At 66.0% G+C, this 13,487-nt stretch carries 15 protein-coding genes; 8 read left to right on the top strand and 7 right to left on the bottom strand.

The window, feature by feature from the left end; all coding sequences use genetic code 11:
- Window positions 1–7 precede the first annotated feature (7 nt).
- The 3 genes from EV641_RS17590 to EV641_RS17580 all read left to right on the top strand — a co-directional run bounded on the left by EV641_RS17590 (window position 8) and on the right by EV641_RS17580 (window position 1,937).
- Complete coding sequence (locus tag EV641_RS17590) at window positions 8–580, top strand: nucleotidyltransferase family protein (protein ID WP_132473375.1); 573 nt, start codon at window positions 8–10, stop codon at window positions 578–580.
- Window positions 581–652: 72 nt separating this feature from the next.
- Entirely contained in the window at window positions 653–1,264 is a 612-nt protein-coding gene (locus EV641_RS17585) for a TetR/AcrR family transcriptional regulator (RefSeq protein WP_054718097.1), read from the top strand.
- Window positions 1,248–1,937 (top strand): hypothetical protein, encoded by a 690-nt coding sequence (locus EV641_RS17580; protein WP_132473373.1) that lies wholly within the window; start codon window positions 1,248–1,250, stop codon window positions 1,935–1,937. The genes EV641_RS17585 and EV641_RS17580 overlap by 17 nt, the downstream gene beginning before the upstream one ends.
- A gap of 15 nt (window positions 1,938–1,952) precedes the next feature.
- Here EV641_RS17580 and EV641_RS17575 read toward each other — a convergent pair whose 3' ends face one another.
- Complete coding sequence (locus EV641_RS17575; RefSeq protein ID WP_132473371.1) at window positions 1,953–3,206, bottom strand: cytochrome P450; 1,254 nt, start codon at window positions 3,204–3,206, stop codon at window positions 1,953–1,955.
- Window positions 3,207–3,407: 201 nt separating this feature from the next.
- Here EV641_RS17575 and EV641_RS17570 point away from each other — a divergent pair, with 201 nt between their 5' ends.
- The 3 genes from EV641_RS17570 to EV641_RS17560 all read left to right on the top strand — a co-directional run bounded on the left by EV641_RS17570 (window position 3,408) and on the right by EV641_RS17560 (window position 5,785).
- Window positions 3,408–4,571, top strand: coding sequence for a steroid 3-ketoacyl-CoA thiolase (locus tag EV641_RS17570; protein ID WP_132473369.1), 1,164 nt, complete (start codon window positions 3,408–3,410; stop codon window positions 4,569–4,571).
- A gap of 2 nt (window positions 4,572–4,573) precedes the next feature.
- Entirely contained in the window at window positions 4,574–5,047 is a 474-nt protein-coding gene (locus EV641_RS17565) for a nitroreductase family deazaflavin-dependent oxidoreductase (protein ID WP_054719679.1), read from the top strand.
- 78 nt (window positions 5,048–5,125) lie between these two features.
- Window positions 5,126–5,785 carry a GNAT family N-acetyltransferase gene (locus tag EV641_RS17560; RefSeq protein ID WP_132473367.1) on the top strand — a complete coding sequence of 220 codons (660 nt, stop codon included), beginning with the start codon at window positions 5,126–5,128 and terminating at the stop codon, window positions 5,783–5,785.
- Between the two features lie 105 nt (window positions 5,786–5,890).
- Here EV641_RS17560 and EV641_RS17555 read toward each other — a convergent pair whose 3' ends face one another.
- The 3 genes from EV641_RS17555 to EV641_RS17545 form a co-directional block, all read right to left on the bottom strand.
- Window positions 5,891–6,805, bottom strand: a complete 915-nt coding sequence (locus EV641_RS17555) for an SDR family oxidoreductase (RefSeq protein ID WP_054719676.1) — start codon at window positions 6,803–6,805, stop codon at window positions 5,891–5,893.
- Window positions 6,802–7,578, bottom strand: coding sequence for an SDR family oxidoreductase (locus tag EV641_RS17550; protein ID WP_132473365.1), 777 nt, complete (start codon window positions 7,576–7,578; stop codon window positions 6,802–6,804). Before EV641_RS17550 ends, EV641_RS17555 begins: the two co-directional genes overlap by 4 nt.
- Window positions 7,579–7,665: 87 nt before the next feature.
- Window positions 7,666–8,352 (bottom strand): TetR/AcrR family transcriptional regulator, encoded by a 687-nt coding sequence (locus EV641_RS17545; protein WP_054719559.1) that lies wholly within the window; start codon window positions 8,350–8,352, stop codon window positions 7,666–7,668.
- Window positions 8,353–8,444: 92 nt separating this feature from the next.
- Here EV641_RS17545 and EV641_RS17540 point away from each other — a divergent pair, with 92 nt between their 5' ends.
- A complete protein-coding gene (locus EV641_RS17540; RefSeq protein ID WP_132473363.1) occupies window positions 8,445–9,284 on the top strand; it encodes a TauD/TfdA family dioxygenase in 840 nt (279 codons plus the stop codon).
- 61 nt (window positions 9,285–9,345) lie between these two features.
- Here EV641_RS17540 and EV641_RS17535 read toward each other — a convergent pair whose 3' ends face one another.
- On the bottom strand, window positions 9,346–9,960 hold the full coding sequence (locus tag EV641_RS17535; protein ID WP_132473361.1) for a TetR family transcriptional regulator: 615 nt from the start codon (window positions 9,958–9,960) through the stop codon (window positions 9,346–9,348).
- Window positions 9,961–10,216: 256 nt separating this feature from the next.
- Here EV641_RS17535 and EV641_RS17530 point away from each other — a divergent pair, with 256 nt between their 5' ends.
- Window positions 10,217–10,732 carry a flavin reductase family protein gene (locus EV641_RS17530; protein WP_054719564.1) on the top strand — a complete coding sequence of 172 codons (516 nt, stop codon included), beginning with the start codon at window positions 10,217–10,219 and terminating at the stop codon, window positions 10,730–10,732.
- Window positions 10,733–10,781: 49 nt separating this feature from the next.
- Here the strand turns inward: EV641_RS17530 and EV641_RS17525 are convergent, their stop codons facing one another.
- A complete protein-coding gene (locus EV641_RS17525; protein ID WP_132473359.1) occupies window positions 10,782–12,248 on the bottom strand; it encodes an FAD-dependent oxidoreductase in 1,467 nt (488 codons plus the stop codon).
- A gap of 38 nt (window positions 12,249–12,286) precedes the next feature.
- Window positions 12,287–13,453 (bottom strand): 3-hydroxy-9,10-secoandrosta-1,3,5(10)-triene-9,17-dione monooxygenase oxygenase subunit, encoded by a 1,167-nt coding sequence (hsaA, locus tag EV641_RS17520; protein ID WP_132473357.1) that lies wholly within the window; start codon window positions 13,451–13,453, stop codon window positions 12,287–12,289.
- Window positions 13,454–13,487 lie beyond the last annotated feature (34 nt).

The following is a 13,487-nucleotide window of genomic DNA, read 5'->3' as shown; positions in this document are numbered from 1 at the left end:
TCGGCGCATGACTGTCACCGGGATCGTTCTTGCTGCTGGGGACGGCTCACGGTTGGGTGGACGGGCGAAAGCCCTGCTCCCCCATCGGGGCCGTCCCCTGCTGCATTCCGTCGTCGACGCTCTCGAACAAGGTGGGTGCGACGAGACGATCGTGGTCGTCGGTGCCTACGCCGACGAGGTGGCCGCGGTGTGCCCGCCCGGCACAACCCTGGTGCACAATCCCCGGTGGGAGGACGGCATGTCGACGTCGCTGCAGCGCGGGGTCGATGCCGCGGCCGGCGCAGACGTGATCGCACTGACGGTCGTGGACTTCCCCGGCATCAACGCCGACCTCGTGCGCGCAGTCCTGACAGCGCACGAGTCCGGAACCGTGACGCTGCCGAGTTTCGGCGACCGCCCCGGCCATCCTGTCGTCTTCGACCTCGTCGACGCGGTTGCGGCGGCGCAGCAGGCCGCGGGCGACGAAGGTGCCCGGTCATTCCTCTCCCGCAATCGCGACCGAGTCCGGCAGCTGGACTGCGCGGGTCTCGCGGACCCCGGCGACATCGACACCGTCGACGACCTGCACCGGCTGAACTGAGTTCGCCCACGCCTGCGGGCACACAGAAATAATTGATTGACTTACTAGTCAATCAATTATTATCCTGTTCTCATGGCCCGCACCGTAGACCCCGAACTTCAAGCACAACGCCGCAACGCCATCACCGACGCTGCCGCCACGCTCTTCGCCGAACACGGCTATGACGCAACACCGGTGACCGCGATCGCGAAGGCCGCAGGGGTCAGCTCGGGCACAGTGTTCCACTACTTCGGCGACAAGCGCGGAGTCTTCCGCGCCATCTTCGAGCGCGATCTCCCGGAATCCAAGGAAATGATCGCGCGTTATCGCGATGCCGAAAATCCTCTCGCGGCAATACTCGACATCGTCGCCGAGCTGGTCGAACCCGCTTCCGACCCGCTCGCCGCAGGCCTCGTGATCGAGGTGATTCGACAGGTCACTCACGACCCACAACTCGCCGTGATCCTCGAAGAAACGGATGCCGTTGTGAGCCGAGGGCTCAGCGACCTCCTCCGTCGCGCACACGACCGGATCGACCCCTCGCTCGACCCGGACGCAACCTCCACCTGGATCCGCGCAATCACGGATTCAGCATTTCTCTATGCAGACAACCCGGCCGCCGTAGCACCCGTAGCCACCATGCAGACGGTCATCCACCGCTATCTCACCGGACACCGAGGAGCTGATCATGACGACCATGCGTGACGATGCGACAAAGATTTCGATCTCCTGGGCCATCCCCTCCGTGGTTGCGGTGGCGGGCGCCCTGGTCGGCGTCGGACTCGGCTTCGCCGCTCCCCCGATATGCCGCTGGGCCGTCGACACTCTGCCGACTGTTCCCGGACCGATCGAACTCCTCTCGGAGCTCACCACCGCGTGGTCGCTGCCGATCCTGACCGTACTCGGGATCGTCGCAGGTACCGTTCTCGCGATGATGACCGTCGGGGAATCTCTTACTGTCACCGTCGATTCCGATGGCGTGCTGCTCGATCAGGACGACGACGAACTGTACGTGCCGCGTACCAAGGTCGCCGGGGTCCATCTCGACGACAAAGATCTGGTTCTCACCGATGGCACCGGTCGCGAACTCGCCCGCCGCAGCGTCGGCGACCTCGACAAGGCCGCGGTCGCCCACGCATTCACCGAGCACGGCTACCCGTGGACAGACAAGGTCCTCCACGGAGACGAATTCTCACGGTGGGTCGACGGTGACCCCGCCCTCGACGACGAGACGCACACATTGCTTCGCGACCGACGTGCTGCGCTCTCCCGCAAAGAATCCGACACCGCCGGACAGATCCACGACACGCTGCAGGCGCGCGGCATCGTCGTCCGCGACCGCAAGGATCGTCAGGAATTCCGTCGACTCACCCCGTGACCTCGACGACGAAGGTCAGTGCTTGACCGGGCACCCGCCCTGCGTCTTGTAGTCGACCTGGAATTCCTTGATCCCGTTGAGCCACCCCGACCGCAGCCGATGCGGATCGGAAATCTTGGTGATATCCGGAATGTGGTCTGCAATCGCGTTGAAGATCAGATCGATCTCCATGCGGGCGAGGTTCGCGCCGAGGCAGTAGTGCGCACCTGTTCCACCGAATGCGAGGTGCGGGTTAGGATCTCGGAGAATATCGAACTCGCGTGGATTCTCGAAGACCTCTTCGTCGTTGTTGGCCGACGCGTACAGCATCACGACGCGGTCGCCCTTCTTGATCGACTGACCACCGAGTTCGGTGTCCTCGAGCGCGGTGCGCTGGAACGAGATGACCGGGGTGGCCCAGCGGATGATCTCGTCGGCAGCGGTCTTCGGGCGATCGCGCTTGAAGGTCTCCCACTGCTCGGGATTGTCGAGGAACGCCGCCATGCCGTGCGAAATGGCATTGCGGGTGGTCTCGTTACCTGCGACCGCAAGCACGATGAAGAAGAAGCCGAATTCCTCGGGCGCGAGTTCGTCGCCGTCGATGTCGGCCTCGATGAGGGTGGTGACGATGTCGTCGGCCGGATTCGCCTTGCGCTCGGCGGCCATCTGATACGCGTAGCCGAGGACCTCCATCGACGCCGCTGCCGGATCGGCGGTGTTGTCAGGATCGTCGTACCCGGTCATCTGGTTGGACCACTCGAAGATCTTCGCGCGATCGTCCTGTGGGACGCCGATCAGATCGGCGATGGCCTGCAGCGGCAGCTCGGCGGCGATCTGGGTGACGAAATCACCCTCGCCCTCCTTGCATGCCTCGGCAACGATCTTCTTTGCACGCGAATTCAATTCGTCGCGCAGACCGTTGATTGCGCGGGGCGTGAAACCACGCGCGACCAGCTTGCGCAGCTTCGTGTGCTCGGGCGCGTCCTTGTTGAGCAGGACGTGGCGCTGAAGCTCGATGGCCTCGCGCGGCATGTCGTCGTTGAACCGCGGGATGGCGGTGTTCTCCCAGTTGGAGAACACATCGCTCCGGCGGGAGACTTCGCGGACCTCTTCGTGGCGGGACACGACCCAGAAGCCCTCGTCGTGGAAGCCGCTGACATCCGGCGACTTCTTGTTCCACCAGACCGGTGCCGTCTTACGCAGTTCGGCGAATTCTTCGAACGGCATGCGCTCCGCAAAAAGATCGGGATCTGTGAAGTCGATGCCTTCGGGGATGCTGGGCTGTGCCACCACTGAACCTCTCCTGCCCTTGCGCGGGACCCGCGCTGTAATGTGGAACACGTTCTAGAATCATTGAAGCACAGCACACGCGACTCGCCAAGGAAACCGTGCTTCCAAACATCGAGACCACCTCTTGCACCACTCGATAACCTGTTCTATTTTCCGAGGTAGGAACGTTGCCCCGAGAGGGCACACAGAAAGGAGCCCGCAGTGGGCACACCCGTCATCGTCGAGGCCGCACGCACCCCGATCGGCAAGCGAGGTGGATGGCTCTCCGGTCTCCACGCCGCCGAGATCCTCGGTGCAGCGCAGAGCGGACTGATCGAACGGGCCGGGATCGACCCGGCACTCGTCGAACAGGTCATCGGTGGCTGCGTCACTCAGGCCGGCGCCCAGTCCAACAACATCACCCGCACGGCCTGGCTGCACGCCGGGCTCCCGTGGCAGGTCGGCGCCACCACGATCGACTGCCAGTGCGGCTCCGCGCAGCAGGCAAATCATCTGATCGCGGGCCTCATCGCAACCGGCACCATCGACGCCGGGATCGCATGCGGCGTCGAAGCGATGACGCAGGTTCCGCTGGGCTCGAACGTCGGCGACCAGGCCGGACCCCGCCGGCCCGAGTCGTGGAACATCGACATGCCGAACCAGTTCGAGGCCGCCGAACGCATCGCCCGCCGCCGCGGCATCACCCGCGACGACGTCGACGCCCTCGGTGTTCGCTCCCAGCAGCTCGCGAAGCAGGCGTGGGACGAAGCCCGCTTCGAACGTGAGGTCCTGCAGGTCGTCGCCCCCGTGGTCGACAAGGAAGGTAATCACACCGGAGAGAAGCAGACCGTCACCCGCGACCAGGGTCTGCGCGACACCTCGCCCGAGTCCCTCGGCAAGCTGAAGCCCGTGCTCGACGGCGGCATCCACACCGCGGGCACCTCGTCGCAGATCTCCGACGGCGCAGCCGCCGTGCTCCTGATGGACGAGGACAAGGCGAAAGCGCTGGGCCTGAAGCCGCGCGCCCGCATCGTCTCGCAGGCACTGGTCGGCGCCGAACCCGAGTTCCATCTCGACGGCCCTGTGCAGGCGACGGCGAAGGTGCTCGAGAAGTCCGGCATGAGCATCGGCGACCTCGATCTGTTCGAGGTCAACGAAGCTTTCGCGTCAGTGCTGCTGTCGTGGGCTCAGGTCCACGGACCCGACATGGACAAGGTCAACGTCAACGGCGGCGCGATCGCGCTGGGTCACCCGGTCGGGTCGACCGGGTCGCGGCTGATCACGACGGCGCTGCACGAACTCGAGCGGCGCGACGCATCGACGGCGCTGATCACGATGTGTGCGGGTGGCGCGCTCGCCACGGGCACCATCATCGAACGCATCTGATCATGGGCACCGAGGCGGCCCCCAAGGGGCTCGATTCGAAGGCGACGACCTCGATCATCAAGTGGATGTCGCGCGTGAACGTTGCCCTGTATCGGGCCACCGGTGGCCGCCTCGGTGGAAAGTGGCGGGTGGGCAGCGCATTTCCGTGGGGAATCCCGGTGTGCCTGCTCACTACCACCGGCCGGAAGACCGGGCAGCCACGGACCGCTCCCCTGTTGTTCCTCGAGGCCGACGGCAAGGTGCTCCTCGTCGCGTCCCAGGGCGGGCTGCCGAAGCACCCGCTGTGGTTCCGCAACATCCAGGCGAATCCCGAGGTGACCGTCCAGATCCGGTCGGACATCCGTAGGCTGAAGGCGCGCGTCGCCACGGATACGGAACGCGCACGGTACTGGCCGGAACTCACGGCGATGTATCCGGATTTCGACAATTACCAGTCGTGGACCGATCGCGTCATCCCCGTGGTCGTCTGCGAGTGAGGTCGGCTGACGCACAGCGCCTCGAACGGCAATACTGGTAAGCGCATTGTTCATGCTCTCGAGAGGGGATGTCACGCGATGGCAACCACGAATCACGACCAGGTCCTCGATCGCCGCGAAGTCGCGGCCGCACTGTTGCGCGCGCTCGAACGCCGGCACGAGGTGCTCGACGCGATCGTCGAGAGCAACGATCGGGCTGCCGCCATCGCCGCCATCGGGTCGCTGCTCGATACCACCGATTTCTGCGCGGAGGCCGTCCTCGCACTTCCGCTGGGCCGTCTGACGAAGGCGGAACGCAAGAAGATCCGCGCCGAGCTGGACGATCTCGACGCGGTCGTGAAGTGGACGACGGATTCACGCCCGTACGCGACCGGCGAGCACTTCCGCTTGCGCCCGATCAGCGAGGATCCCTCCGATACCGAACTGCTCAAGGCACGGTGCGCCGAACAGCTCGGCGACGGCAGCGACGAGGCCGTGGAGACCGAGCGGCGGAAGGGCGCGGCATTGATGGACGACGAGTCGGGCATGTGGCTCGTCGCGGAAGATCTGTCCGGTGACGAGCCGAGGAAGATCGGTTTTGCTTTCGGTGAGCTGAGCGGCAACGAGGTCGAAGTGCGGATCTGGGTTCGTCCCGAGGCACGCAAGCAGGGCTACGGCACCGCCACGCTCAAGCAGGCCCGTACCGAACTCGCGGCCTACTTCCCGGGCTCGACGCTGATCATCCGCACACCTGCATAACTGCAGCCATTCGGCCCGTACGCGGGTGACGGGCACAGCCGATCAGTGGTGATGAACCCGCTCCCGGCCCGGTGTTCTCCGGCACGGACCGGGAGCGGGAGCTTCTCAGGCGCCGTAGACGGGGGTCGGCGGCTCGGTCGAGGCGATGAGCTTCTCGACCACCGGTCCGAGCTCCTTCGGGTCCCAGCGGTCGCCCTTGTCGACTGCCTCGCCGTGTCGCCAGCCATCGGCCAGCGACACCTTGCCGCCTTCGGCCTCGAACACGCGGCCGGTGACGTCCTTCGATTCGCTGCTGCCCAGCCACACGACGAGCGGCGAGACGTTCTCGGGTGCCATCGCGTCGAATCCTTCTTCGGGCGCGGCCATCATCTCGGCCATAGCGCCGCCCGCACCGACGGTCATGCGGGTGCGTGCGGAGGGTGCGATCGCGTTGACGGTGACCCCGTAGCGACCGAACTCGGCGGCGGCCTGGATCGTCAGCGTCGCGATGCCCGCCTTGGCGGCGGCGTAGTTGCCCTGGCCGATGCTGCCCATCAAGCCGGCACCGGAACTGGTGTTGATGATGCGGGCGTCGACCGGGTTGCCGGCCTTCGACTCTGCGCGCCAGTACGTCATCGCGTGCCGCATCGGCGCGAAATGACCCTTGAGGTGCACGCGGGTCACCGCGTCCCACTCTTGTTCGCTCATGTTCGCGAGCATGCGGTCGCGCAGGAAGCCGGCGTTGTTGACGAGCACGTCGAGGCGACCGAAGTTGTCGAGCGCGGTCTTGATGAGGTTCTCTGCGCCCGCCCAGTCCGCGACGTCGTCGCCGTTGACGACAGCCTCGCCACCGGCCGCCCGGATTTCCTCGACGACCTGTTCCGCCGGGCTCTCTCCCGTTGCGGAACCATCGGCGCCGGCACCGATGTCGTTGACGACGACCTTGGCGCCCTCTGCGGCGAAGGCCAGCGCGTGGGCACGTCCGAGCCCACGCCCGGCACCCGTCACGATGACGACGCGTCCGTCCAGCAGTCCACTCACTTTGTCTCCTTCGTTTGTGCCGCTGCCATGTAGGCAGGGCGTTCGCCGCCGCCGTGGACGGTCAATGTCGATCCGCTGACGTATGCCGACAGCGGTGAGGCCAGAAATGCCGCGCAGTTCCCGATGTCGTCGGGGCCGGCCAGACGTCCCAGCGGGACGGTCGCGCCGACCGCGGCGATACCGGCGTCGTCGCCGTAGAACAGGTGCGACTGCTCGGTGTTCACCATGCCCACCACCACGGAGTTGACGCGCACCTTCGGCGCCCACTCGACCGCGAGAGAAGCTCCGAGACTGTCGATTCCGGCCTTCGCCGCACCGTACGCGGCGGTGCCGGGCGACGGGCGCGACCCGCTGACGCTCGAGATGTTGACGATCGAGCCGCCGCCGTCCTGGGTCTGCATGACCGCGTTCGCGGCCTGCGCGACGAGCAGCGGCGCGAGCAGGTTGAGCTCGACGATCTTCGCGTGGAACTTCGGGCTCGCATCGGCCGCGAGGGCGTACGGGGAGCCGCCGGCATTGTTGACGAGCGCATCGAGGCGGCCGTGCCGCTCGACGATGGTTGCCACCATGGCGTGGACCTGGTCGGCGTCGCGGACGTCGCACGCGAGGAACTCCGCAGTGCGGCCGTCGACCTCGATCGGGTTCTCCGGCTCGTTGCGCGCGCACGTCACCACGGTCGCGCCTGCGCGGAGGAACACCCTGGTGATGCCCGCGCCGACTCCTCGCACACCGCCGGTGACGACTACTACTGCGCCGTCGAGTCCGAGATCCATCCTGCCTCCGGGTCGTTTCCGTGGCCCCAACTGTGAGCCGACCCCAACTTACCAAGCAATCGCTTGGTTCGGTACCGCGGGCCGGGATCAGGAAGGGCTGTCCGGATGCGACGTCGGCTCTTCGTCCGGCACGGCGGTATGCGGCGCCGACAACAACCCCACCATCGCGTCGAAGAGACCGCTCTCGAACTCCGCTCGGGACAGGCCGTGATTCTCATCGTCATGGACGTTCGCGCGTTGGTGTGCGATGACGTGCACCATCAGTTCGGTGGCCATCGAGAATCGGTACTCGAGCAAACGCGGCGGCAAGTGCGTCAGCGCAGCTTTGAGCCCGCCTGCGGTGATCTTCGCGCTCAACACATGCGAGACGGTGCCCATGTATGCGGACCGAAGTTCCTCGCGATGGGCCATCAAGCGCGAGAGGAACTCGACGTAGTGAGTCTTCGCCGGATCGAGATCGAGTAGCGGCCGGGCCATCGACTCGACAAGGCCACGCAGTTCGCCGTCCCGGCCGTCGCGGCGGAGCCGGTCGAGGATGTCGAGTCGCGCGGCGTTTATCTCCGGTAGCCGGTACTCGAGGATGGCCTGCAGTAACGCCGACTTCGATCCGAAATGGTATTGCACGACAGCGGGGTTGCGATGACCCGCCGCCACGGCTATCTGGCGCAAGGACACACCGTCGATGCCATGCACCGCGAACAATCGCTCCGCGGTTTCGACCAGAGCGACGGAACTGCGCTCTCGAACCGGTCGCGATTCGGAGATTCTTCCCATGTAGCCAGGCCCTTCTGCTGGTGTGCCGTTGACCGTAATTACATCATGTGTTTGTCTTTAAAACACTTGTTGTATTTGTAGAGGAGAAATTCATGAGTACACCGACTGCACAGAGACGATTCGTCGTCCGACCGCTGGCGGGTCGCGTCGGCGCGGAGATCCGCGGCATCGACCTACACGACCCTCTCGATGCGGACACGGTTCACGAAGTGCGAGAGGTACTCGCGGACCGAGGCGTCGTCGTGTTCACCGGACAGACGCTCGGATGCGAGGGGCACCTGACGCTGGCTCGGCAATTGGGCGAGATCCGCTTCCCACCCGATTACCTCCCGACACTGAAGAGCGACGGCTATCCGGAGATCAGCGTCCTGTCGACGGAGAACGGCTTCGGCACGCGAGCCGACAAATGGCACGCCGACGTCAGTTGGGCACCGACCCCGCCGCGGTACTCGATTCTCCACATGCAGGTAGTGCCCGAGGTCGGTGGCGACACGATGTGGGCAAGCCAGTTCGATGCCTACGAACGGCTGTCGGAGCCGATGAAGCGGTTCCTCGAGCCGCTGACCGTCCAGCACGGTCTACCGTCGGGGCCGGCGGGCGCAACACATCCGCTGGTACATCGGCATCCGATCACCGGCCGGCGCGCACTGTTCGTCTCGCCGACATTCACACACCGCATCGTCGAACTCGACGAGGCGGAGAGCGAGGCTGTGCTCACTCATCTCTACCGGACGAGCACCGCCCCCGAGGCAGTGTGCCGTTGGCGCTGGTCCGCGGGCGATATCGCGGTGTGGGACAACCATTTCGTCCTGCACTATGCCATCACCGATTACGGGTCGGCACCACGAACGATTCATCGGATCGAGGTCGAGGGTCAGCCGCTGATCCCGGCGCTCCCCGATCCCGCGCGAGCTGCTGATTCAGGCCGATAGGCCGAGGACACCCTGCCTGCACCACGGCGGCGGGCATCCGGAATACACCCCGAGCGGGCACTCAGTTCGAGCGAGGGCTCAGTTCGACGAGCAGCAGATCGCAGCTGCGCCGGATGTCCGCCTCCGCCTCGGCCGTGGTCGACCTGCCGTTGAGGAACGCGGTGATCACCCCGAACCAGAGCATCGACAGCAACCGCAGCAGGTCCTTGTCCCCCTCGGTCGGATCGGCGATACCGGCGGTCGCGAGCAGAATGTCCTGGAACTTCGCCTCGATCTTGACCGTGTCGGGCACGGCCGAGGGCACGGCGGTGCTGTTGGACTGCAGCATCGCCAACGCGAGCGACGGGTAAGCGACCATTTCACGGGTCATCCCGATCAACGCGTCACAGATCGCGTCCTGCACCGGCACATCGGGGTCGCTGACGGGCGTGTACCCGCTGAACCGTTCGAGCCGGTCGAGCATCACCCCCACGAACAGGTGGGTCTTCGACGGGAAATAGCGGTACAGCGTGCCGATCGCGACACCGGCCCGTTTCGCGACCTCGGTCATCTGCACCCGAGGCAGGTCGAACTCTGTCGCGAGGTGAGCCGCCGCGTCGAGAATGCGTTCGTGCCGGTCGCGTTGTTCGGCCGATGTGGGTTCGGCGCCATCTCGCGCCACCCCGATTCTGGGCATCGACAACTCTCCTTTCCTGATGATCGACAACGGACGATCGACAACGATTGTCCCATCGAGCGGTCCCTCACTTCATCGTGCCCACTACTCCCGCCCATCGAGACGAACCGTCGGATGCGCCGTCGACGCGACGAAAACTGCCGATAAGTCCGCTCAGCGAGAATCCACGATGGCCGGTTACCGGGTCGTCCATACATTCATGGCACGCGAATGTCGCCGGATCGAGGCGACCCGAGATGAATCGGAGTTGAGGCGCATGTACACCCAGACGCGGACGCAGGTCCTCGCAGCAGAATCCGAACTCCCCGGACCGCTCGACATGCGCAATGCGATGGGGCGCTTCGCCACCGGCGTCACCGTCGTCACCGGCCTCGACGAGGACGGGCCGATCGGCTTCGCCTGCCAGTCGTTCGCGTCGGTGTCGCTCGAGCCGCCGCTGATCCTGTTCTGCGCCGACCACCGGGGCCGTGCCTGGCCGCGGATCCGCCCGACGGGACGCTTCGCCATCAATGTCTTGGGTGAGGAACAATCCGACCTGTGCGGGCGCTTCGGATCGTCCCGCGGCGCGAAGTTCGATGGTCTCGACTGGGAGCGGACGCGGTGGGACACCCCGTCGCTTCCGGGTGTCCTCATGCGCGCGCACTGCGAGATCCACGACGTGCACACCGCCGGCGACCACGACGTCGTCATCGGCCGGGTCCTGGAACTCGAATGCTTCGAGGACGAACGCCCCATGGTCTTCTACCGGGGCGCGTTCGGCCTCGACCACTGACGACGGTGCGGGCCGCCCCTCCGGCGGCCCGCACCTACGGCCACGAGGCCTACGAGGTGGCGGCGTGGATGCCGGCGCGACGCCCGAAGAAGCTGCCGTCGCCGAGCGAGATCCCGCTGCAGTACCCGAAGGCGGAGAGCCCCGAGGTGCACCGTCCCGCCGCGTACAGCCCCGGGATCGGAGTGCCGTCGACGTGGAGAACTTCGGAGTCGACCGTCGTCCGCAGCCCGCCGAGCGTGAAGCCTCCCGTGTTTCCCCGGAGGTCGATCGCCGCGACCGGTGAGCCGATCGGCGCGACCCACTCGGGCTTCTTGCCCAGCACCGGATCCGAACCCTCGGCGGCGTGCCGGTTGTACATCTCCACCGTCGATGTGAGAGAACCGGCAGGAAGGCCCATTTCGGCTTCGAGTTCGTCGACCGTCTCGCACACCCACGTCGGTTGACGCCTGAGCTGAGGACTCGAGGTGGGCGCCTCCATCCCTTCCTCGTACGACTTCTGGTCGATGACGAGGAACGCCTGATTGTCGTTCTCGAACAGCGTGAGCTGCCCGATCCGGCCCGGGTAGGTGTCCTCCTGGACGTACCGCTGGCCGCGACCGTTGACGAGGATTCCGCGGGCCATCAACTGCGGGTCGCAGAAGAACGCGACCTCGCACGCATCCATGTGGGCGAGACCGGCGCCGAGCGCCTGTGCAACGAGGATTCCGCGTCCGTCGTGCTCCTCGACCGTCGCGGCAGGGCGCTTGTACAGCCGCGGAGCGTACGCCTGCATCATCTCGTCGTTGTACGCGAACGATCCGGTCGCGAGTACCACGCCCTTGCGGGCACGGACGGCGATCTGCTTGCCGAACCGGGTCGTCACAAGCCCGACGACCCTGCCGTCGGCGTCGGTGACGAGGCGTTGCATCCGCACATCGGTTTCGACACGGACGCCGAGCGCTCCGGCCTTCGCGATGAGCGTCGTCATCAGGACGTGGCCTGCGCCCTGCTCACCTGTGCGGGGCATCGGCACCTGCGCGAGGTGCCCGCGCGGTGCCGGCGGGGCGAGCGTCGAGAACGGCGCTGCGTTCTCTCCGCCGCTGTACATCAGCGAATCGTCGTTCGGGATCTCCCAGCCCGGCTGGTTCCAGAACCCGTCCTTGTACGGCACGCCACAGGCTTCGAGCCACTCGAAATGCGCGACACTTCCGTCGCAGTAGACGTCGAGTTTCTTCTCGTCGACCCCCGGTCCGAGGGCCGCGGCGAGGAACGTCTTCATGTTCTCGGGGGTGTCGTCGATGCCGCACGCCTGCTGCAGACGGGTGCCGCCGCCGAGGTAGACGATGCCGCCGGACAGTGCCGCCGCGCCTCCCCCGCCGCCGGTGCGTTCGAGGACGAGGACGTCGGCCCCGCTCTCGGCCGCCCCGATCGCCGCGGCGACACCGGCGATGCCGAATCCGGCGATGACGACGTCGGCTTCGTGATCCCAGGATTCGATACCGTCGGCCGAGACCGGCCGGGCATCCGGATTACTCAAGGGGACACTCTCTTTCGTTCGAATACGGTTCGGTGAAGTCAGAGCAGGTTGTCTTCGACCGGAAGTCCGAACGCGGCCCGACCGTACTGCGCCAGTGTGCGTTCCGGTTCGTTGGCGACGTGCACGCTTCCGGCATGTGCGTCCCGCCAGGCACGTTGGACGATGTTTCCCAGAAACAGCGACGAGCCGCCGGCCGTCTTGAACAACAGGTCGATCGCCTCGACGGCGCGCTCGGTCGCCCGTACCTGGTCGCGGCGGGCACGCGCGCGCAACATCATCGGGATCTCCCGGCCGTCGACCGCATGCTCCCACAGTTCGCGCAGGTTGCGGGTGGTCTGCAGGATCGCGGCATCGATCTCCGACGCAGCGCGTCCCACCGAGGTCTGCGCGAACGGGTCGTCGACGAATCGTCCACCGCCCAAGCTCAATCGGACGCGTTCGCGCATCGAAGCGAGATAGTGCTCGTAGCAGCCCTCGACCACTCCGACGACGGGCATGCTCACCGTCGTGCCGAACAATGCGCCGAACGGAAGCCGGTACAGCGGGCCGGTGTTGACCTTCTGACCGGGACCGCGCAAGTTCGCGGTCTCGAAGTTGCTCTTGACTCGGTGATCGGGCACGAATGCCCGGTCGACGGTGATCTCGTTGCTGCAGGTACCGCGCATCCCGACCACGTTCCACACGTCGCGGATTCCGTAGTCGGTGCGCGGCACGAGCACCGTCATGAAGTCGACGGGCCGGCCCTCCGGTCCGGTGACGACGGCACCGAGCAGTACCCACGAGGCGTATTCGCAGCCGGAGGAGAACATCCAGGTGCCGGAGAGTTCGTAGCCACCGTCCACCGGGGTCAGCTGCCCGACCGGCGCGTAGGCCGAACTCACGAGCGTCGACGGGTCGTCACCCCATACGTCGTGCTGGGCACGGTCGTCGAACAACGCGAGGTGCCACGGGTGGACGCCGAGCACCGAGGTGATCCACCCCGTCGAGCCGCACGCCGCGGATACTTCCCGCACCACCTCGTAGAACCGGACCGGTTCGGTCTCGGCGCCGCCGTAGCGGCGCGGCTGCAGCATCCGGAACACTCCGGTCGACGCAAGTGCGTCGACCACGGTGTCCGGGACCCGCCTGGTCTCGTCGATCGTGGCGGCCCGCTCGGCGATGTCCGGGAGCAACGCGCGCACGGCCGTCGGTACGTCGTTGCTCATCTCGAACTCCTGTCGGTGAAAGTGGACGATGCCA

Origin of the sequence: Rhodococcus sp. SMB37 (assembly GCF_004345605.1) — a bacterium.
Taxonomy (GTDB): domain Bacteria; phylum Actinomycetota; class Actinomycetes; order Mycobacteriales; family Mycobacteriaceae; genus Rhodococcus.
Note: the sequence above shows the minus strand (reverse complement) of the source record. Positions and strands in the feature narration are given on the sequence as shown.

Bases quoted from the DNA above. Each gene is read 5' to 3' on its own strand.
- EV641_RS17540 (WP_132473363.1), top strand. From the start codon at position 8,445: ATGAGTACACCGACTGCACAGAGACGATTCGTCGTCCGACCGCTGGCG.
- hsaA (WP_132473357.1), bottom strand. From the start codon at position 13,453: ATGAGCAACGACGTACCGACGGCCGTGCGCGCGTTGCTCCCGGACATC.
- EV641_RS17530 (WP_054719564.1), top strand. From the start codon at position 10,217: ATGTACACCCAGACGCGGACGCAGGTCCTCGCAGCAGAATCCGAACTC.
- EV641_RS17535 (WP_132473361.1), bottom strand. From the start codon at position 9,960: ATGCCCAGAATCGGGGTGGCGCGAGATGGCGCCGAACCCACATCGGCC.
- EV641_RS17545 (WP_054719559.1), bottom strand. From the start codon at position 8,352: ATGGGAAGAATCTCCGAATCGCGACCGGTTCGAGAGCGCAGTTCCGTC.
- EV641_RS17550 (WP_132473365.1), bottom strand. From the start codon at position 7,578: ATGGATCTCGGACTCGACGGCGCAGTAGTAGTCGTCACCGGCGGTGTG.
- EV641_RS17590 (WP_132473375.1), top strand. From the start codon at position 8: ATGACTGTCACCGGGATCGTTCTTGCTGCTGGGGACGGCTCACGGTTG.
- EV641_RS17585 (WP_054718097.1), top strand. From the start codon at position 653: ATGGCCCGCACCGTAGACCCCGAACTTCAAGCACAACGCCGCAACGCC.
- EV641_RS17580 (WP_132473373.1), top strand. From the start codon at position 1,248: ATGACGACCATGCGTGACGATGCGACAAAGATTTCGATCTCCTGGGCC.
- EV641_RS17565 (WP_054719679.1), top strand. From the start codon at position 4,574: ATGGGCACCGAGGCGGCCCCCAAGGGGCTCGATTCGAAGGCGACGACC.
- EV641_RS17560 (WP_132473367.1), top strand. From the start codon at position 5,126: ATGGCAACCACGAATCACGACCAGGTCCTCGATCGCCGCGAAGTCGCG.